Annotated in this window: 18 protein-coding genes and 1 pseudogene; 18 read left to right on the top strand and 1 reads right to left on the bottom strand. The window is 56.0% G+C overall.

Features of this window, described 5'->3' with window-relative positions; all coding sequences use genetic code 11:
- Nucleotides 1-459 precede the first annotated feature (459 nt).
- The 4 genes from CENROD_RS10000 to CENROD_RS13685 all read left to right on the top strand — a co-directional run bounded on the left by CENROD_RS10000 (nucleotide 460) and on the right by CENROD_RS13685 (nucleotide 2022).
- Entirely contained in the window at nucleotides 460-903 is a 444-nt protein-coding gene (locus CENROD_RS10000) for an EVE domain-containing protein (protein ID WP_022775614.1), read from the top strand.
- A gap of 50 nt (nucleotides 904-953) precedes the next feature.
- The gene (locus CENROD_RS13680; RefSeq protein ID WP_151194617.1) at nucleotides 954-1211 is read left to right on the top strand and encodes an SRPBCC family protein; all 258 of its coding nucleotides are present in this window, start codon (nucleotides 954-956) and stop codon (nucleotides 1209-1211) included.
- A 150-nt stretch (nucleotides 1212-1361) separates the two neighbouring features.
- On the top strand, nucleotides 1362-1844 hold the full coding sequence (locus CENROD_RS10005; RefSeq protein ID WP_022775617.1) for a type II toxin-antitoxin system VapC family toxin: 483 nt from the start codon (nucleotides 1362-1364) through the stop codon (nucleotides 1842-1844).
- Nucleotides 1834-2022, top strand: a complete 189-nt coding sequence (locus tag CENROD_RS13685) for a hypothetical protein (RefSeq protein WP_022775620.1) — start codon at nucleotides 1834-1836, stop codon at nucleotides 2020-2022. Before CENROD_RS10005 ends, CENROD_RS13685 begins: the two co-directional genes overlap by 11 nt.
- Nucleotides 2023-2069: 47 nt before the next feature.
- Here CENROD_RS13685 and CENROD_RS10010 read toward each other — a convergent pair whose 3' ends face one another.
- The gene (locus tag CENROD_RS10010) at nucleotides 2070-2354 is read right to left on the bottom strand and encodes a hypothetical protein (RefSeq protein WP_187292297.1); all 285 of its coding nucleotides are present in this window, start codon (nucleotides 2352-2354) and stop codon (nucleotides 2070-2072) included.
- Nucleotides 2355-2750: 396 nt separating this feature from the next.
- Here CENROD_RS10010 and CENROD_RS14590 point away from each other — a divergent pair.
- From CENROD_RS14590 to darT, 14 genes and pseudogenes are all read left to right on the top strand, one after another.
- A pseudogene (locus CENROD_RS14590) lies at nucleotides 2751-3004 on the top strand (DUF4160 domain-containing protein).
- A 10-nt stretch (nucleotides 3005-3014) separates the two neighbouring features.
- A complete protein-coding gene (locus CENROD_RS13235; protein ID WP_022775630.1) occupies nucleotides 3015-3287 on the top strand; it encodes a DUF2442 domain-containing protein in 273 nt (90 codons plus the stop codon).
- Nucleotides 3288-3455: 168 nt separating this feature from the next.
- Nucleotides 3456-3815, top strand: coding sequence for an MliC family protein (locus CENROD_RS13240; protein WP_022775633.1), 360 nt, complete (start codon nucleotides 3456-3458; stop codon nucleotides 3813-3815).
- Nucleotides 3816-4205: 390 nt separating this feature from the next.
- The gene (locus tag CENROD_RS10015; RefSeq protein ID WP_022775636.1) at nucleotides 4206-4451 is read left to right on the top strand and encodes an AbrB/MazE/SpoVT family DNA-binding domain-containing protein; all 246 of its coding nucleotides are present in this window, start codon (nucleotides 4206-4208) and stop codon (nucleotides 4449-4451) included.
- The gene (locus tag CENROD_RS10020; protein ID WP_022775639.1) at nucleotides 4448-4858 is read left to right on the top strand and encodes a type II toxin-antitoxin system VapC family toxin; all 411 of its coding nucleotides are present in this window, start codon (nucleotides 4448-4450) and stop codon (nucleotides 4856-4858) included. The genes CENROD_RS10015 and CENROD_RS10020 overlap by 4 nt, the downstream gene beginning before the upstream one ends.
- A 249-nt stretch (nucleotides 4859-5107) precedes the next feature.
- Complete coding sequence (locus tag CENROD_RS10025; RefSeq protein WP_022775642.1) at nucleotides 5108-8218, top strand: PD-(D/E)XK nuclease family protein; 3111 nt, start codon at nucleotides 5108-5110, stop codon at nucleotides 8216-8218.
- A gap of 286 nt (nucleotides 8219-8504) precedes the next feature.
- Nucleotides 8505-11741, top strand: coding sequence for a helicase-related protein (locus tag CENROD_RS10030; protein ID WP_022775645.1), 3237 nt, complete (start codon nucleotides 8505-8507; stop codon nucleotides 11739-11741).
- The gene (locus CENROD_RS10035; protein ID WP_022775648.1) at nucleotides 11738-12529 is read left to right on the top strand and encodes a DUF4391 domain-containing protein; all 792 of its coding nucleotides are present in this window, start codon (nucleotides 11738-11740) and stop codon (nucleotides 12527-12529) included. Before CENROD_RS10030 ends, CENROD_RS10035 begins: the two co-directional genes overlap by 4 nt.
- Before the next feature lie 241 nt (nucleotides 12530-12770).
- A complete protein-coding gene (locus CENROD_RS10040) occupies nucleotides 12771-14897 on the top strand; it encodes a site-specific DNA-methyltransferase (RefSeq protein WP_022775654.1) in 2127 nt (708 codons plus the stop codon).
- A gap of 2 nt (nucleotides 14898-14899) precedes the next feature.
- Nucleotides 14900-15391 (top strand): DUF1016 N-terminal domain-containing protein, encoded by a 492-nt coding sequence (locus CENROD_RS12650; RefSeq protein ID WP_051360367.1) that lies wholly within the window; start codon nucleotides 14900-14902, stop codon nucleotides 15389-15391.
- On the top strand, nucleotides 15387-15740 hold the full coding sequence (locus tag CENROD_RS12655; protein WP_238551856.1) for a PDDEXK nuclease domain-containing protein: 354 nt from the start codon (nucleotides 15387-15389) through the stop codon (nucleotides 15738-15740). Before CENROD_RS12650 ends, CENROD_RS12655 begins: the two co-directional genes overlap by 5 nt.
- Before the next feature lie 22 nt (nucleotides 15741-15762).
- Complete coding sequence (locus CENROD_RS10050) at nucleotides 15763-16827, top strand: PDDEXK nuclease domain-containing protein (RefSeq protein ID WP_022775658.1); 1065 nt, start codon at nucleotides 15763-15765, stop codon at nucleotides 16825-16827.
- Nucleotides 16824-17063, top strand: coding sequence for a hypothetical protein (locus tag CENROD_RS12660; protein ID WP_022775661.1), 240 nt, complete (start codon nucleotides 16824-16826; stop codon nucleotides 17061-17063). Before CENROD_RS10050 ends, CENROD_RS12660 begins: the two co-directional genes overlap by 4 nt.
- Nucleotides 17064-17065: 2 nt before the next feature.
- Nucleotides 17066-17704, top strand: coding sequence for a type II toxin-antitoxin system toxin DNA ADP-ribosyl transferase DarT (darT, locus tag CENROD_RS10060; protein WP_022775662.1), 639 nt, complete (start codon nucleotides 17066-17068; stop codon nucleotides 17702-17704).
- The last annotated feature ends 5 nt before the right edge of the window (nucleotides 17705-17709 follow it).

A 17709-nucleotide genomic window follows, 5' to 3' on the forward strand; every position in this document is an offset into this window, starting at 1 on the left:
TTCTTACAATAATCAGATGTTATAACAATGGAAGCTCCGACTATCAGTAACATAATTAAATCACCAGAAAAAAATATCACTTATAATATCTTGGCGTACAAGACACTATCGAGGCAAGAAATTGTATCCGCTGTACAAAACTTCAATTCTCAAAACAAAAGAAAAAGAATAGAGCCGGGGACAATAATTACAATTTTGACAACTATTGGCGCTGCTCCGTAAGTAGATCCGCAATCTGTTTCGCCATACTCGGTGAAAGATCAATGCTGCAAGATAATCCTTCCTCGAACACGACTAATGTCTTAGTTCTATCAGGATTATTTGTAACCGCGACCAATAAATTAGAGGCATCATCATCATTCACTTTTAGCCAGATTTAACCAGTCTGGCCTAACTGGGGCTTGCACCTGACCCGCCTACGGCGGGCAGGTGAAGCAGGTCGTTAGGAGTCTTCCACATATGCGCTATTGGATTGGTGTTGCTTCAAAAGAGCATGTAAACCGTGGGGTTTCGGGCGGGTTCTGTCAGCTTTGCCATGGCAAAGCGCAGCCCCTCAAACGTATGTCCGTGGGTGACTGGATCATTTACTATTCACCCAAAGAACTGTTTGAGGAAGCCACTCCCTGCCAAAAGTTCACCGCAATTGGCGAAGTAGTCGGTTCCGAGGTTTATCCGTTTGAAATGTTCCCTGGTTTTGTCCCTCACAGGCGAGATATTCATTTTCTCAAAGCCTCGGATGTCCCAATTCGCCCTTTGCTTGAGCAACTTTCTTTCATTCAGGACAAAAGAAAATGGGGCTACGCTTTCCGGTACGGGCATCTAGAAATACCAATATCAGACTTTGAGCTTATCGCAACCAAAATGCTGGGGCACGTCCCAGCTAACATTCACGAGGAAAAATAATAATGTGGTAAGGTCAGTACGAAACAATAACCGATATCCCGGCTGAAGCATTGTTCCGCGCCATCGCGGACATTAATAGCTGGAGCAAGTGGGATAAGGGGCTTGAATTCACCAAGATTGAAGGTGTCGCCAGGCCCGGCGTACTCTTCGTACTAAAACCTAAGGGTGGTCCGAACGTTCAAATTACCATTGATGAAATCAAGCCCTACCGCTTGGTTAATACGGCTCATTTATTCTTGGCAAAAATGCGCACATCCCATGATGTATGTCCAATCTGGCGACCAAACAACTATCCGATTTTCTGTTGAGGTCTGAGGGTCATTGGGGTTTTTCTGGCGCAAAATTGTTGCTGAAAACCAAATCAAGGAGGCTGCAACGCAGACAGCAGCACTTATAAATTAAGTCCGAAAAAACTCCTAACCCTGCGCCCCTGAGCTATACGTTAGGCATGAGAAATTATGAAACGTAAGGTTTATATCGAAACGTCCGTCATCAGCTACCTGACGGCTCGGCCCAGCAAGTCCATTCTCGGAACGGCTCACCAGCAAATTACATTAGCTTGGTGGGAAACCCGCAGCCAGTACGACTTGGTCGTTTCTGAGCTGGTTTTGCGTGAGTGCGGTGCCGGTGACCCCGATGCCGCAAAAAAGCGGCTGACTATGTTGAATGATGTGCCATTGATCTTAATAACCGAGCAAGCACTCGATATTGCTAACTCGCTGATAGCGAAGGGGATTGTTCCAGCCAAGGCGGCTGAAGATGCGCTCCACATTGCAATTTCCACAAGCAATAGAATTGATTATCTTCTTACGTGGAACTGTTGGCACATTGCAAACCCGGAGATGCAAAGAGGTATTTCTGCTCACCTCGACGATATTGGCTTATCGCTGCCATTCATTTGCACCCCCGAAGAACTACTTGGAGAAGAAGATGTGGAATGACGAAATCTTAGATGAAGTAAGAGCTATTCGTGATGCCCACGCAGCCAAATTTGGCTATGACTTGCAGGCTATCTATGCTGATCTGAAAAAGTCAGAAGCTGAACATATTGCCGCTGGTCATCCATTTATTCCTGCGCCTGAGCGTCCGGTGCCTAATCGGGTAGGCAACGGCTTCTAACCGTCGCCCCCCACACCACCCACCGTGCGGGTCCGCAGTGGGCGGTGCTACAAGCCGGCTCGCTCGACAAAGTCTTTCGTTTCATAACCATGTATCCCTGTGCTTTGCACCACAGGTCTTTCACACTCAGCAAACCCTGCTCCTGTAACCACACGTTGGATATGGCCTGATTGATAACCGGGGTTCTGGACATCTGCCAATAGCTGTTGCTGCTGACTCCGTGCTGAATCGCCGATTTCAGGCTTATGCCCAATGCCAGTAAGTTCTTGATCTTCGTGCGCGGCCAGCGCCACTGTTTCCAGTAGCACATTCGGATGCGCCTTCTGATCCACTCGTCCTGTTCGGGCATGGGCCAGTAGTACCTTGCTGCAAGTCACGCTGTGTTCTGGGATGACGATTCCACCAGTTTCTTCGGCACGCAGCGGGCAGTTCGCCTCGGCACTCTGGGCCTTCTATGCGGTTCCTGTTCGTCGTCTCGCACTTTTGCACTCGGGCTTCCTCCAGACTACTTCTCGCGAAGCAGCCCTCGCCGTCGGCTAGTGGTTACTATTGCTCACGATGAGTCCCATCCGGTTCTCCCACAGGGAGGGGACTTTCACACTATACGTTTGCGCCCATGCTGGGCGCACACCTCGCAGTCAAGTGGGGCATCGCGCTGGTGCGCGCCGCCCCTTACTTTTGACGTTGGGCGCCTTGAAATAAGGAGTTATATTTTGCCTACCATCTCAATGTTTTATGGCATTCTGATTTTAATGTACTTCTACGACAACAAAAAGCATAATTGCCCTCACATTCATGCAGAATACGCTGAATTTGAGCATCTATTTCAATAGCGGACGGCACGGTTCTCAGTGGCGACCTGCCAAACCAAAAACTAAAGTTAGTTCAGGCTTGGGTTGAAATTCACCGTGAGGACTTGCTTGCCAATTGGAAATTAGCAGTAAATGGCGAATCTGTTTTTAAGATTGCCCCTCTGCGATAGGAATAAAATCATGGATACTATTGTAAAGGCGGTTCCACTTGAAAATTATTGCATTGAAGTTGTCACAAGTAGCGGCATTTCTGGTGTATTCGATGTCAAACCATATTTGAGTGGCGGTGCCTTTCAAGAGTTGCGCACTCAAAGCTATTTCTCATTAGTACGCCCAGCACATCATGGTATTGCTTGGCCGAATGAGCAGGATTTTAGCTCAGACACTATTATTCATGACATTCAAAATGCCCAACATGCCGCTCAAGCGGGACACCCGGAATGCGGGCTTTGACAGGTCATCGGTGAATCCAACCGCCGTGCCTTCGGCGACCATCCGTGGGGCCTGGCACCCCTTGGCTATGAGCTTTCTTGGACTTGTAACCCTGCATTGCAGCGGCTTCGCTTCGTGCGCCGCTAAATGTAGACGTTAGATCACACACAAACAATACGGAAACTCTGAGTGAAACAACGTATCAATGCTTTGACGCTCTCATTTATCCTGCTCGCTTCCGCTTGTACAGACACCACGCAGGATCAGGACACAACCACGGGGCATGCAAATGAATCGCCTCTCGCTTTATCGTTTAACTACCATTGTGAAAGTGGCGAAGTGATCACTGCATCCTATCCGTCTACTGATACAGCCACGATTCGATACAAAGGTGGCATCTATCACATGCAACGTGCAGTCTCTGCCAGTGGTGGCCGTTACGTTGGTGATGAATGGGAGTGGTGGACCAAGGGGCCTGGTGGCATGCTTTCCCGCCTCAATGCTGATGGTAATTCTGGGGATAGCATCGAGATCTGCACGGAATCCTGAGCGTCGTTTAATAACGGCGTTTCGGTATTTCATGGGTGCCATTTCTCCGCGCAATCGTCTCACTTTGCCGTTCCACTGGACATCAACATCAACTCGCTGTGCGAGTTGATGCCTGTGAACGCGAACGTCAGCGGCAACCAGCATTCCATGAGCACAGAGCAAATAGGAGTGTGAATTTGGCATCAAGGCAGCGTAATTTTGATTTATTTGGCGAGTCGGTTTGTCCTCATTCGCCTATGGTCGCTGCTGCGATGGAAAAATTGTCTATATCAACGGGAATAGAATCTCGCGGGGCAATCTTTACACGCGTCGAGGTAGTAGATTTTGGCAACGGGCCCGCTTGTCGTAAGGTAAACTTCTATTACATTCCACCGCATTAAGGCTTATTCCATGACCACATTGACCGTCACCGCCAGAGGCCAAATCACTTTGCGCCGCGAGTTGCTGCAATTTCTTGGCATTGCGCCCGGGCAGCAGCTTGATGTACACAAGCTGGGCAATGGGGTTCTGGCCTTGCAGGCGCTTGGGCCCCGGGGGCTGGAAGCTTTTGTCGGCTGCTTGCCCCCACCCGACAAGGCACTGAGCGTGGAGGAAATGAACGCCGTCATTGCCAACGGGTGGGCCGGGCAAGCATGAAAGTCACGCTGGACACCAATGTGCTGGTACGCCTTGCCACGCAGGACGACCCAGCGCAGGCAGCAGTGGCGATGCATTTTTTGCAAAAGGCCAGCCTGATTGCCGTGCCCACCCCGGCGTTGTGCGAACTGGTCTGGGTACTGCTGCGTGCGTACCGCTACACCCCGGCGCAAGTGGCGCACGCCCTGCGCTCGCTGCTGCAAGTGCGCCAGGTGGTATGCCACACACCAGCGGTGCTGGCAGGGTTGGCGCAACTGGAGGGCGGCGGCGATTTTGCCGATGCGGCGATAGCCTTTGAGGGCGATGTACTCGGTGGCACTGAATTTGTGTCGTTTGACCAGCAAGCCGTTTTGCTGCTCAAGGCACAAAAGCGCAAGGCTCGGTTGCTCGACAAGGCCTTGCGCTAGAACCAGCAAGCCAACCTTGTAGTGCATGCCGAACAGTGCTGCAGAATCGGCAGCGCCGTCATGAACAAAATCGGTTGATGTTCTGCAAGTCTGGCCAGGTTGATCGTAAAACAAACTTCGGTTTGACACCCCGACCTTCAGGGCGGCGGGAGCCGACCCCGGCCTGAAGGCCTGTCGCTAATTTCTTGCTGCCTGGTGGATTTTTTGGGGGGCACGGCTTCGATCCTGTCCCACCGCATAAGGACTGCGATGCGCACTACCGACCGCACCATAGACCGCACCATCCATCGCACCATAGACATGCCCGGCCTGACAGCACTGGCACAGGCGCAGTCGTCCCCCTCGCTAGTGCTATGCAGCACTGCCCGGCTGGCCCGGTCCTTGCAGGATCGGTATGCCCAGCAGATGCAGCAGGGTGGCGATACCCAGTGGCCGACCTTGCAGGTGCGCACGGTCGATGGTTGGCTGGGGCAGCAGCAGGAGTGGGCCGATTTGATGGGCTGGCTCCAAGATTCGGCATTGCAGTGCCCGGCGCTCACTGCGGAGCAGGAATTGCTGCTGTGGGAGCAAGTCATTGCCGATGACTTGGGCGAGGGCGCGCGGCATGTGTTCGACCTCCCCGCGCTGGCTGCCACGGCTGCCCAAGCGAACGAGCTGGCCCATACCTGGAACGTGCCGGTGCCGGGGTCGTCCGACAGTGCGGAGTCCCAACGCTTTGCCCGGTGGCGCGGCCTGTTTCAGCGTCGATGCGAGGAGCTGGGCGTCATCGACGCAGCCTGGCAAAAGACTGCGCTCGTATCCACGCTGTTGGCGCTGCCCCCCTGGCGTGACCAGCTCCCGCGCTGCATCGTCTGGGCGGGGTTTGACCGCTACACCCCGCAGCATCTTTTGTTGCAGCAAAGGCTGGCGGAGGACGTCTCCCAATACGAACTCGCGCCCCAGGAGCGGGCCGGAGACTGTCGCGTCGTGTCGTACCCCGACGTGGCCAGCGAATGCCTGGCCGCCGCGCTGTGGGCGCAGGAAGAGCTGAAGCGCCAACCCGATGCCCGGCTGGCGATCGTCGTCCCCAACCTGGCTGCGGTGCGCAACCCCTTGCAGGATGCGCTGGAAGACGTGCTCCAACCCTGGGCTGTTCGGGCTGGGTATGCCGAAGACGCCCGCCTGTTCAACTTCAGCCTGGGCCTGCCGTTGTCGCAGTACCCCCTGGTTCGCGCTGCGTTGCAGATGCTGGAGCTGGCAAGCCAGACGGGCTTGGGCCAGCGCGTGGACTACGCCACTGTCAGCCAGCTTGTGCTTGATCCCTTGGCGTGGGGAGGGGACGCAGCCTTGCTGGGCGCCATCGATGCCGCCTTGCGCAAAAGTCTGCCGAAACGATGCACCCTGGCCGCCGTGTTGGCACAAGCCCAAAAGCTGGCCGACAAATGGAAGGAGCCGCGTGTGTTGCAAGCCCTGCAGCCTGTGCAGGCGTTGACAGGGCTGGCCCCCTTTGCTGCTGAAAGGCATGCGCCTTCGCAGTGGGCCGCGCATTGGTACACGTTGCTGGGGCAGGCGGGGTGGATGCGGGGCCGTGCGTGTTCGAGCCACGAATTCCAGACCAAGGAAGCGTTGGAACGGGAATTGCAGCAACTGGCTGACCTGGATGCGGTATTGCAGGCGGGGGAAGCCGGTGCCCTGCCCGTGGCAGAGGCGCTGCGGCTTTTGCGCAGACGCTGCGGCAAGCGCATCTTTCAACCGAAGACGGAAGGCGCGCCCCCGGTGCAGGTGCTAGGGGTGCTCGAAGCGAGTGGGTTGCGCTTCGATGCAGCGTGGATTTTGGGCATGGTCGATACCGTCTGGCCCCCGCCAGCACGGCCCAATGCCCTGCTGGGCATGGCAGACCAACGTAAGGCGTGCGCTCCCAGTGCCAGCGCGGACATCGAACTGGAATTTGCCCGCAAGGTGCAGGCCCAACTGCTGCGCTGCGCGCCCCGCGTCACCTTGTCTTGGCCGCAGACTGCCGACGGCGCTGACCTAATGCCCAGCCCCTTGCTCGGCGCCGAGGGCGAACGGCTACCCACCCCGGCTGGCGTGGCGGGCGTGCATTGCCCGTTGCCGGAAGACGAGGCCGGGCAAACCGGGGCCACCGCAATGCATGGCGCCGAACCTGGGAGCCAGCTTCCCCCACAGCAACAGGGCGCATACACGCCAACGCGCTGGGCCGACCCCGTGCAAGACGACCAAGCCCCCCCGGTGGCCGAAGGCGAGCGCGTGCAAGGCGGAACGTGGCTGCTGCGTGCGCAAGCCGTATGCCCGGCGTGGGCCTTTTACCAATACCGCCTGCACACCAGCCGTTTGGAAGAACCGGCAGACGGGCTAGATGCTCGCCAGCGCGGCACCCTGCTCCACGCCGTGCTGGCGCATTTTTGGAAGGCTGTGCGGTCTAGCGCGCAGTTGGCGGAACTGGCCAAGCAGGCGGAAAAGGGAGAAGACGGCATCGTGCGGCAAGTGCGTGCATCTATCGAAGCCGCCTTGCAAGCGCACGCCGCCGCGCCCCACAACCCGCCGCTGCCGCCGCGTTTTCGTGCGCTGGAGGCCAAACGGCTGGAACGACTGGTGCTGCGGTGGGTAGAGCTGGAACGGGCGAGAAAGCTGCCCTTCACGGTGGCATCGTGCGAAGAGCAACGCGAACTAACCATCGAAGGCTTGCAGATTCGTGTCTCTGCCGATCGCATGGATTGCATTCATCGCAGTCATTGCATTGATCAGGTTGATCAGGTTGATCCCAGCGGCTCCAACGACCCCAGCGACCCCATGCACGGCAACGATCCCGGGCAACAAGTCTTCGTCGTGATCGACTACAAGACGGGAACGGCCATCGATTTCCGCAACTGGGCTACGCAGCGGTTGACGGAACCGCAATTGCCGCTGTACGCCACGTGGGGGGTGCAGGCGGGGGGCGCTCAGGGGGGGGGCGTCCCCACAACGCAGGCGGGGGCTGCCGGTGTGGCACGGGTGGGTGCGGCGCGTGCGGTGCTGTTTGCCAAGGTACTGGCGCGACAACCCGGTTGGGCCGGGTTGAGCGAATGGCCGGACGTAGCGCCCCAAGTCAAAGTGCTGGACGACCCCAAAGGGGGCCGCAAGCTATTCCCGGCGGAGCAGTTCCCACACTGGGATGCGGTGCTCCAGCACTGGCGCGCCGCTCTGATCGCCGTGGCCCGCGAGGTGCGCGAAGGGGTGGCTGCGGTGCGATTCGAGGACGCAAAGGCGATGGAGTATTGCGACGTGCTGCCGCTGTTGCGCCTACCGGAGCGAAAGGCACAGCTCGAACAGGCGCGGCGCATTCCACCCGTGCTGACCCACAAGGGCTTGCCCTCGGCCTGACGCGATTTGCTTGCCAGCAGCCATGGGAAATAGAAGAAAGGGGGATCAAAAACCTGCTTCAGGCATTTCGGCGGCAAGGCCTTATCCACCCGGAGGGCCCTCGGTCGGCGGCAGTGTGGAAGCTCGGGCCTGGATTTGTCTTGGATAGAGATGGCTAAACCTTGGATAAAGCTCTTGGTTTAGACAAGAATTATTTGTAAATTGTTGATTTATATGTTGTCTAGACTCGACTTGGAAAGTGGAAGTTAGACATGGATGCTTCAAGTGGTCCACTGGGGAAAGTAGGATGAAATTTGTCAGTAACGCTGGAACCGACCGTGTCTTGGACCTGATCCGTCCGTGGCTCAAGCCCGACCATCGGTTGGACATGGTGTCCCAATCCTTCTCGTTATTCGCCTTCGCCGAAGTCCTGGCGGAACTTCCCCGGCTGTCGAATGCCCGATTGGTGGTGCCCCCAAGCTCCACCTTGCCAACCCCAAACATGGAGCAAGAGCAACTCGGCTTGCTAGGCACGGTGGCTGACCGGGCCGCTCGAAACAAGTTGCTGGCCCCTTGGCTCGCGAAAAAGCTGGCCGCCTGGTTGGAGAGCAAGGCCGACGTTCGCCATTCCAGCGGCCCCATTCCCCAGGGTACCCTGGTACTGCGTGATGGTCAGGGCACTGCCCAACAAGCTGTGCTGGGTTCGTTTTCTTTCAGCAGCGAAGGCTTGGGGGTCACGCCGGGCAACCCACTCAGCCTGATTCAGGCTTCTGAAACCCCTGCTGAAGCGCAGATGCTCAGCCAGTGGTTCGACATGCAGTGGGCCACCTTGAAAGAGCACCCACAGGCCAAGGCCGACCTCATCGCAGCCGTCCAAAGCCTTTCCACTCATCGGGATGCCACCAGCGTGTACGCGCTGATACTGCAACACCTTTTTGCATCCAACGGGGAGGGCCTGGACGAAGAACGCATCGTCAAGTCGGCCACTGGTATCCGCAACACCGTGGTTTGGAAAAAGCTCTACAAGTTCCAGCGTGACGGAGTGGTGGGGGCCATTGACAAACTGGAACGGTTCGGCGGCTGCATCATTGCCGACAGTGTGGGCCTGGGCAAAACCTTTGAGGCCTTGGCAATCATCAAGTACCACGAGCTGCGTAACGACCGTGTGTTGGTGCTGTGCCCCAAGCGCCTGCGCGACAACTGGACGCTGTACAAGTCCAACGACCGGCGCAATGTGTTGGCACCGGACCGGCTCAACTACGACGTGCTGAACCACACGGATTTGTCACGTGACGGCGGCCACTCCGGCGACATGGACCTATCTCACGTGAATTGGGGCAACTACGACTTGGTGGTGATCGACGAATCGCACAACTTTCGCAACAAGAAGTCGCCCCGCCAAGGCAACGAAACCCGGTATGACCGGCTCATGCGGAAGATCATCCGCGAGGGCGTCAAGACCCGTGTGCTGATGTTGTCGGCCACCCCGGTCAACAACCGTTTGGCCGACTTGCGTAACCAGATCGCCTTTGTCACTGAGGGTGACGACACCGCCTTGTTCGACCACGGCATTGCCAGCATCGACAGCACCACACGCCGGGCACAGAAAGCTTTTCACCGCTGGCTGGAACTGCCTAACGAGAAGAAAACGCCTTCACTGCTGGTCGAAATGCTGGGCTTTGACTACTTTGCCCTGCTGGACCACCTGACCATTGCCCGTTCCCGCCGTCACATCGAAAAGTATTACGGCACCGCCGAAACAGGCCGATTCCCGGATCGTTTGCCCCCCATCAACATCAAGGCAGATGTGGACAGGGCGGGTGCATTCCGTTCCATCCGTGACATCAATCTGGAAATCCGGCGGCTCAACCTTGCGGCCTATGCACCCCTGCGGTACGTGCTTCCCCACAAACAGGCTGCCTACGATGCCAAGTACAGCACCCAAGTCCGGGGTGGCGAAAGCTTCTTCCGCCAAGTGGACCGGGAAGAAAGCCTGATTCACCTGCTTCGCATCAACGTGCTCAAACGCATGGAAAGTGCGGTGTCGTCGTTTGCGCTGACCGTACAACGTCAACGGCAGGACGTAGAGGCAACGCTGGCCCGGATTGAAGCGCACAGCGAAGAGATGGAAGAGCCGGACATTGCGGACGTGGACATTGACGATCCCACCTTCGAGACCCTGCTGGTGGGGCGCAAGGTCAAGGTGTTGTTGGGGGATGTGGACTTGCTGCGCTGGAAGCAAGACCTGATTGAAGACCGCAACCGCCTTGCGACGCTGCATGCAGAGGCAGAGCAAGTCAGCATTGCCAGGGACGACAAGTTGCTCAAGTTGCGCGAACAAATCGCCAGCAAGTGCAAGAACCCCATCAACCCCGGCAACCGCAAAGTCATGGTGTTCACCGCGTTTGCGGACACGGCCACCTACTTGTATGAACAGCTTGCGGGCTGGGCCAAGGCTGAGTTGGGGCTGGAAACTGCCTTGGTCACAGGCTCTGGCCGCAACCAGTCCACGCTACCCAACCTGCGGCGTGACTTGACCAGCATCCTGACCGCGTTTTCGCCACGGTCCAAGGAGCGCCCGGAAGAGTTGGCCGGTGACGGTGAACTCGATTTGCTGATCGCTACCGACTGCATCAGCGAAGGCCAGAACCTGCAGGATTGCGACTGGCTCATCAACTACGACATCCACTGGAACCCGGTTCGCATCATCCAGCGGTTTGGGCGTATCGACCGCATCGGCTCCACCAACAGCCGCATTCAACTGGTCAACTTCTGGCCCAACATCGAGCTGGAGGAGTACATCAACCTGGAGCAGCGCGTCAGTGGCCGCATGGTGTTGCTGGACATTTCCGCCACAGGGGAGGAAAACATCATTGAGCAACAGTCCGGCAACCAGATGAACGACCTGGAATACCGGCGCAAACAGTTGCTGAAGCTGCAAGAAACCGTCATCGACCTGGAAGACCTGTCCAGCGGTGTTGCCATTACCGACTTGACGCTGACCGACTTTCGCATCGACCTGGCCGAATTCGCCAAAGCGCACCCTGGCAAGCTCGATTCTTTGCCAATGGGCAGCTTTGCCGTCACCACCAGCATGGATGCCGACATTCCACCGGGCGTGATTTTTTGTCTGCGGGCCGAGGATGCAGCCGCTGAAAAAGCCATAGACCCCAGCTACCCTTTGGCCCCGCATTACCTGGTTCACGTCGGCGACGATGGCACCGTGCTGTTGCCTTGCACGCAAGCCAAACGCATTCTGGACCGATTGAAACGCCTGAGCCTGGGCCGTGACTTGCCCGATGCCACCGCCTGTGCCCGGTTCGACCGCGCCACCAAGCAGGGCGAAGACATGCGCCACGCGCAGAAACTGCTGTCAGCCGCCGTGGCATCCATCGTGGGCAAGTCGGAAGAGCGGGCGGTTGCCAGCTTGTTTTCACCGGGCGGCACCCATGCCATGAAAGGTGAATTTGCTGGCTCTAACGACTTTGAAGTGCTGGCCTACCTGGTGGTGATGCCCAACCATGCAGAAGGGGCAGCGACATGAGCCAGACCTCGGTGGGTTTGACTGCCGATCAAGTGGTGTCTGCCTTGGGCTTGCCTGCCGCAGCCATGGTGAACCAGCGTGTGCCCAAAAAACTGTTGCTTGAAAACGGTGCACCGACGGCAGCAGACCGCAAATTGATTCAAGACCACATTGAAGCAGTCACGTGGGTGGCCGCGCTGAAGCCAGCCAATGTCGGGGTGCCTGACTACCAAGATGCACAGCGCACCTACCTGGAACTGGCCGTGCTGAGCGTTGTCTTGCAGGACTTGGGTGCCACGGACCCCCAATCAACCAAGGTCCATCGCATCGGCGAACTGTTGCATCGAGCCATTCCTTACCCCGTGCTGTTGGTGCTGCAGGATGGTGACCGCCTTTTTATGTCGCTGTGCCACATCCGCTGGGCGCAGAAGGAAACAGACAAAACCGTGCTGGATGGCGAGCACTTGTTTGCCATGCTTGCGCCGGATGCGTTTCGCTCTGCTTTTCTGGCGGCGCTGGCTTTGAATCAACAGCCACGCGCAGACTTGTTTGCCCTGTACCAGGGCTGGATGGACACAGTTTCAGCCTGGCAAGCAGCCGCAGTGTCCGGCCGGTTTGCATTGAGCGAGTCACCTGCCCAAGCCACGGAGCGCCGAGCCGCACTGCATCGCTGTCGGGAGCTGGATGCGCAGATTGCCAGCTTGCGGTCAGCCGCCAGCAAAGAAAAGCAAGTGGCCCGCCAAGTGGCGGTGAACCTGGAAATCAAGGCATTGCTGGCTGACCGCCAGCGAATCGCTGCCAATGTTTGACAGTACGCACACCCCCAACACCCCTGGGCATCAAGCCCCCGGCAACCACAATACACACCAGGTCGCATCGAATCCGCACCAGGTAGCGCCAAATACACACCAGCTTCCAGCAAATAGTCACCAGGTAACGCCCAATAGTCACCAGTCCCCCGCGAATAGTCACCAGGTCGTGCCAAATGGGCACCAGTCCCGCCGGTATCAACGCGACACATTAGTTGTCAAAGAATAAGCCGTCAACGTCATGCAAAAAATTGAACCCAACAGCCCCGAAGCGCAATCTGCCGACCTCGTGGCCAACAACATCGCTAAGCTGAGGGCCATGTTTCCCGAACTCTTGACGGAAACCGGCAATGGGGCCGCCATCAATGTGGACGTGTTGAAGTCACTGGTGGGGGATGCCACCGCCTTTGATGGGGATGAAAAGTATGGCTTGAATTGGCATGGCAAACGCAAGGCGCGGCAAATTGCCCTGACACCGAGCACTGGCACTCTGCGGCCCTGCCTGGAGGAAAGCGTTGACTGGGACACAACGCAAAACCTGATGATCGAGGGCGACAACCTCGAAGTGCTGAAACTGCTGCAAAAGAGTTACGGCAGAGACGGTGGACAAGTCCGCGTGATCTACATCGACCCGCCTTACAACACGGGCAAAGATTTCGTTTATTCCGATGACTTTAAGAACAACATTGAAAATTACCAGCAGTTGATGGGGTGGCGTGATAAGGACGGTGAGCGGATCAGTTCATTGGCATCCCTCAAGAACACCGAGGCCAGTGGACGGTTTCACACCGACTGGTTGAATATGATTTATCCGCGCCTGAAATTGGCACGGACGCTACTCACTGCTGATGGCGTAATACTGGTCAGCATAGACGAACATGAGATCACCAATCTCCGCTCAGTGATGGATGAAGTTTTTGGTGAAGAGAACTTTCTGTCCTGTCTTACATGGGAGAAAGGTCGCAAAAATGATGCGAAATTCTTTTCCAATGGACACGAGTACATTCTCGTCTATGCAAAATCCCAAATTTTTTTGCGAGAGAAGGGCACCATGTGGCGTGAGGAAAAGCCTGGTGCACGTGAAATCTGGGACTATTACTTGGAGCTTCGTGCCACACATGGAAAAGACGACAAAAAAATTGAAAACGAACTACAGGTATGGTTTTCAGCGCTACCGAAAAAGCATCCTTCAAAAAAATGGAGCAGGTACAAACGAGTGGATTCATATGGTCCATGGCGAGATGACAACATTTCTTGGCCTGGAGGTGGTGGACCAACCTATGACGTTCTTCATCCTATAACTGCTCAACCATGCAAGGTTCCTGAACGAGGTTGGGTTTTTTCAACTTGGGAGGAAATGAAGCGTCGAATTGATGCAGGCATTATTGAATTTCGTGCGGATCACACTCAGCCCCCACTCAGAAAATCTCACATCAGGCCAATTCCTTTGGAAGTTGAATTTAATGAGCAAGAGGATGATCTTGACGAAGAAATTCCTAATGACGAGGATGAGGAGGAACTGGCAACACAAGTGCGTGGAAGCTATTTCTACAAACAGTCGCAAGTTTCTGTGAAATATCTCCGTACCCTGTTCGGAAAGAAGGTCTTCAACAACCCGAAGGACTTGGACGAAATTGCCAAACTGGTTCGATACACAACTTCTGACGACCCCAATGCAGTCGTGCTGGATTTCTTTGCCGGTAGTGGAACGACTGGCGAGGCAGTAATGCGTTTGAATAGTCAGGACGATGGCAACCGACGTTACATCCTTGTCCAACTCCCAGAACCGCTTGACCCCAAAGACAAACAACAGAAGGTCGCAGCTAAATACTGTGAAGACATTGGCAAGCCATTGAATATTGCTGAGCTAACCAAGGAAAGGCTTCGTAAGGCGGGAAATGCGATTAAAGCGGAAAAACCTGACTGGAATGGTGACGCAGGAGTCCGGGTATTCAAACTCGACACCTCCAATATCCGCCCCTGGAACCCCAAAACCAACGATCTGAAATCCTCCCTGTTTGAACACCTCGAACACCTGGAACCAAGCCGTACCAGCGACGACGTTCTTTACGAAATCCTGCTCAAGCTGGGCCTGGACCTCTGCGTTCCCATCGAGAAGCGCGAAATCGCGGGCAAACAGGTCAACAGCGTCGGTGCGGGTGTGCTGCTGGCTTGCCTAGATGAAACCATCAAGGCATCAGAAGTGGAAGCCCTCGCGCTGGGCATGGTCGCCTGGCGAGAGGAACAGGGAACGGTGGGTGACACCACGGCAGTGTTCCGCGACAGCGCCTTTGAGAACGACGTTGCCAAAAGCAACCTGGCCGCGATCCTCGAACAGCACGGCATCAAGCAGGTGCGGAGCCTGTGAGCATGGCGAGTCGGAAAAAAATTGCCCCGGTGGCTGATGCCATCATCACGCCCCCCAATACGGGTGAGTTGATGGACCGTGTGATGGGCATTCTGGACGCGGCACGTGGCAATGTGGTCCGTGCGGTCAACAGCAATATGGTGGTGGCTTACTGGCTGATTGGGCGTGAGATTGTTCAGGCACTGCAAGGTGGGGAGGATCGGGCCGAGTACGGTCGGCAACTGCTCGATGCGCTGTCGCAATCCCTGTCAGCCCGGTATGGGCGGGGGTTTTCTGTGACCAATCTGAAGTATTTCAGGTTGTTCTATCAGAACTATGCGCATCGCCAGCCCGTGATTCGTCACGAGCCTCGTGACGAATTTCCCTGGCCGGACAGCGCATCCGCGTTGCTTGAACTGCCACAGGCCTTGGACGCACAGGAGCACCTGAGGGGGGTTTGCGTTTGTTGCCAGGCAGCAGCGCATCGGCACCGAACACCAGCATTTCTACATTGACCTGGTTTTCTACAACTACCTGCTCAAGTGTTTTGTGCTGATCGACCTGAAGATGGGCAAGCTGACGCATCAGGACGTTGGGCAGATGGATATGTACGTGCGTATGTTTGACGACCTCAAACGTAGTGACGGCGACAACCCCACAGTGGGCCTGATTCTTTGTACCGAGCGCGACGAAGTCGTGGCGCGTTATTCAGTGCTGCATGACAGCCAGCAATTGTTTGCTTCCAAGTACGTGCTCCACTTGCCCAGCGAGGCTGAGCTGCAGGCCGAACTGGCACGCGAACGGCGCCTCATTGAGGCCATGATGGCAGCACGGCCTGCGAAAGACGGCAAGGAGCGGATGTGATGCCAGTGCGGAGCCTGTGAGCATGGATGAGCCACAAATCAACCCCGTGCCACTGACGGGCCTGCTGGATGCCTTGCGTGGCTTGATCCGACAAGGCCGTCACCAAGCATTGCGCGCTGTGGACATGGTGCAGGTGCAAACCTGCTGGGATATTGGTCGTCACATTGTCGAGTTTGAGCAGGGTGGGGAGGCACGTGCCGCTTACGGCAAGAAGCTGCTGCCACGTCTGTCGGATGCTTTGGCGCGTGAGTTTGGCAAGGGCTTTGATGAGCGCAATTTGCGCCACATGCGGGCGTTTTACCAAGCCTTTCCAATTTGGGACGCAGTGCGTACCGAATTGAGTTGGACCCACTATCGAACCCTGTTGCGCGTCGGTGATGGCAAGGCGAGGAACTGGTATGCCAAAGAGGCCGCCGAACAGAACTGGAGTGCCCGCGCCTTGGACAGGCAGATTGGCACGATGTATTTCGAGCGTCTGCTGCTCAGCGGTGACCAGGTGGGGGTCAAGGAAGAGGCCGACAGCAACGTTGCTGCCTTGCCGCAGACACCCCGTGAATTTGTGCGTGATCCGGTCATGCTGGAGTTCCTTGGCTTACCCGGTACAGGCAAATTGCTGGAGTCCCGGTTAGAGCAAGCCTTAATGGACAAATTGCAAGGGTTCCTTCTGGAGTTGGGCAAAGGGTTCGCCTTTGTTGCACGGCAGCAGCGCATCAGCACCGAATCTCAAGACTTTTATGTTGACTTGGTTTTCTACAACTACCTGCTCAAGTGCTTTGTTCTGATCGACCTGAAAACCGACAAACTCACGCACCAGGACATCGGGCAAATGGACATGTATGTGCGGATGTATGACGACCTGAAGCGTGGGCCGGACGATAACCCGACCGTGGGCATTCTGCTGTGCGAGCACAAAGACAAATCGGTTGTCCGCTACTCCGTACTGCATGAAAGCGAGCAGCTTTTCGCTACCAAATACCGCTTGGTCTTGCCATCGGAAGAGGAATTGCGCCAGGAAATCGAACGTGAACGAGATGCCTTGGAAGATGCCCAACGGCGAAACGCTCAGCAACTGGACACCGACGAATGAAACTGCACTTTGAATCCGACCTGCCGTACCAGCTCGAAGCCATCGAATCGGTGTGTGCCCTGTTTCGGGGCCAGGAGGTCTGCCGCTCGGTGTTCATCGTCACGGCGCAAGCACTGGGCGATGGTAGCCAGCAGAGCTTGGAAGGCAAGCACTTTACAGAAAGCGGCGGTATGGGCATTGCTTTGCTGGCTTCAGGTGTGAAACAGCACGACATCAAGCAGGTGCGGAGCCTGTAACCATGCCTACGCCTGCTCAACCAAAGATTTACCACATCTGCCATGTGAACAAGCTGCCGTCGATACTGCAAAGCGATGGACTTTTTTCTGACGCAAAGGTGGTGGAATTGGGGTTACCTGGGACTGTGGTCGGCATGAGCAACATCAAGCAACGACGTTTGACGGAGTTGAGGTTGGACAGTCACCCAAATTTGTTTGTAGGGCAGTGCGTTCCGTTTTACTTCTGCCCGCGCTCGGTCATGCTGTATCTGATGCATGTCCAAAGTGCCGAATTGGCCTACAAGGGTGGGCAAGACCCGATCATTCACTTGCAGGCTGACTTGTACGAGACGGTGGCGTGGGCCAAGACCAATGACCGCCGCTGGGCATTTACTTTGTCCAACGGCGGGTCAAGGTATTTTGAAGACAGAGCGGACTTGGCCAAACTTCACGAAGTGAATTGGGATGCCGTACATGCCACAAATTGGAAGCTATGCAAGGAAGAGAAACAAAGTGAGTTTTTGGTGGAGGAATTTTTCCCATGGTGCCTGGTCCAACGCATTGGTGTAGCCAACCAAGCCATATATGGGAAAGTGCAGCATACCTTGCACAAGCAGGAACACAAACCAACCGTCGAAATCAAGACGGATTGGTACTACTAAAGAGG

The organism is Candidatus Symbiobacter mobilis CR, from assembly GCF_000477435.1.
Taxonomy (GTDB): Bacteria; Pseudomonadota; Gammaproteobacteria; order Burkholderiales; family Burkholderiaceae_C; genus Rhodoferax; species Rhodoferax mobilis.

Coding starts and splice junctions, on each gene's coding strand:
- CENROD_RS10000 (WP_022775614.1), top strand. CDS start 460: ATGCGCTATTGGATTGGTGTTGCTTCAAAAGAGCATGTAAACCGTGGG.
- CENROD_RS10005 (WP_022775617.1), top strand. CDS start 1,362: ATGAAACGTAAGGTTTATATCGAAACGTCCGTCATCAGCTACCTGACG.
- CENROD_RS13685 (WP_022775620.1), top strand. CDS start 1,834: ATGTGGAATGACGAAATCTTAGATGAAGTAAGAGCTATTCGTGATGCC.
- CENROD_RS13235 (WP_022775630.1), top strand. CDS start 3,015: ATGGATACTATTGTAAAGGCGGTTCCACTTGAAAATTATTGCATTGAA.
- CENROD_RS10015 (WP_022775636.1), top strand. CDS start 4,206: ATGACCACATTGACCGTCACCGCCAGAGGCCAAATCACTTTGCGCCGC.
- CENROD_RS10020 (WP_022775639.1), top strand. CDS start 4,448: ATGAAAGTCACGCTGGACACCAATGTGCTGGTACGCCTTGCCACGCAG.
- CENROD_RS10025 (WP_022775642.1), top strand. CDS start 5,108: ATGCGCACTACCGACCGCACCATAGACCGCACCATCCATCGCACCATA.
- CENROD_RS10030 (WP_022775645.1), top strand. CDS start 8,505: ATGAAATTTGTCAGTAACGCTGGAACCGACCGTGTCTTGGACCTGATC.
- CENROD_RS10035 (WP_022775648.1), top strand. CDS start 11,738: ATGAGCCAGACCTCGGTGGGTTTGACTGCCGATCAAGTGGTGTCTGCC.
- CENROD_RS10040 (WP_022775654.1), top strand. CDS start 12,771: ATGCAAAAAATTGAACCCAACAGCCCCGAAGCGCAATCTGCCGACCTC.
- CENROD_RS12650 (WP_051360367.1), top strand. CDS start 14,900: ATGGCGAGTCGGAAAAAAATTGCCCCGGTGGCTGATGCCATCATCACG.
- CENROD_RS10050 (WP_022775658.1), top strand. CDS start 15,763: ATGGATGAGCCACAAATCAACCCCGTGCCACTGACGGGCCTGCTGGAT.
- CENROD_RS12660 (WP_022775661.1), top strand. CDS start 16,824: ATGAAACTGCACTTTGAATCCGACCTGCCGTACCAGCTCGAAGCCATC.
- darT (WP_022775662.1), top strand. CDS start 17,066: ATGCCTACGCCTGCTCAACCAAAGATTTACCACATCTGCCATGTGAAC.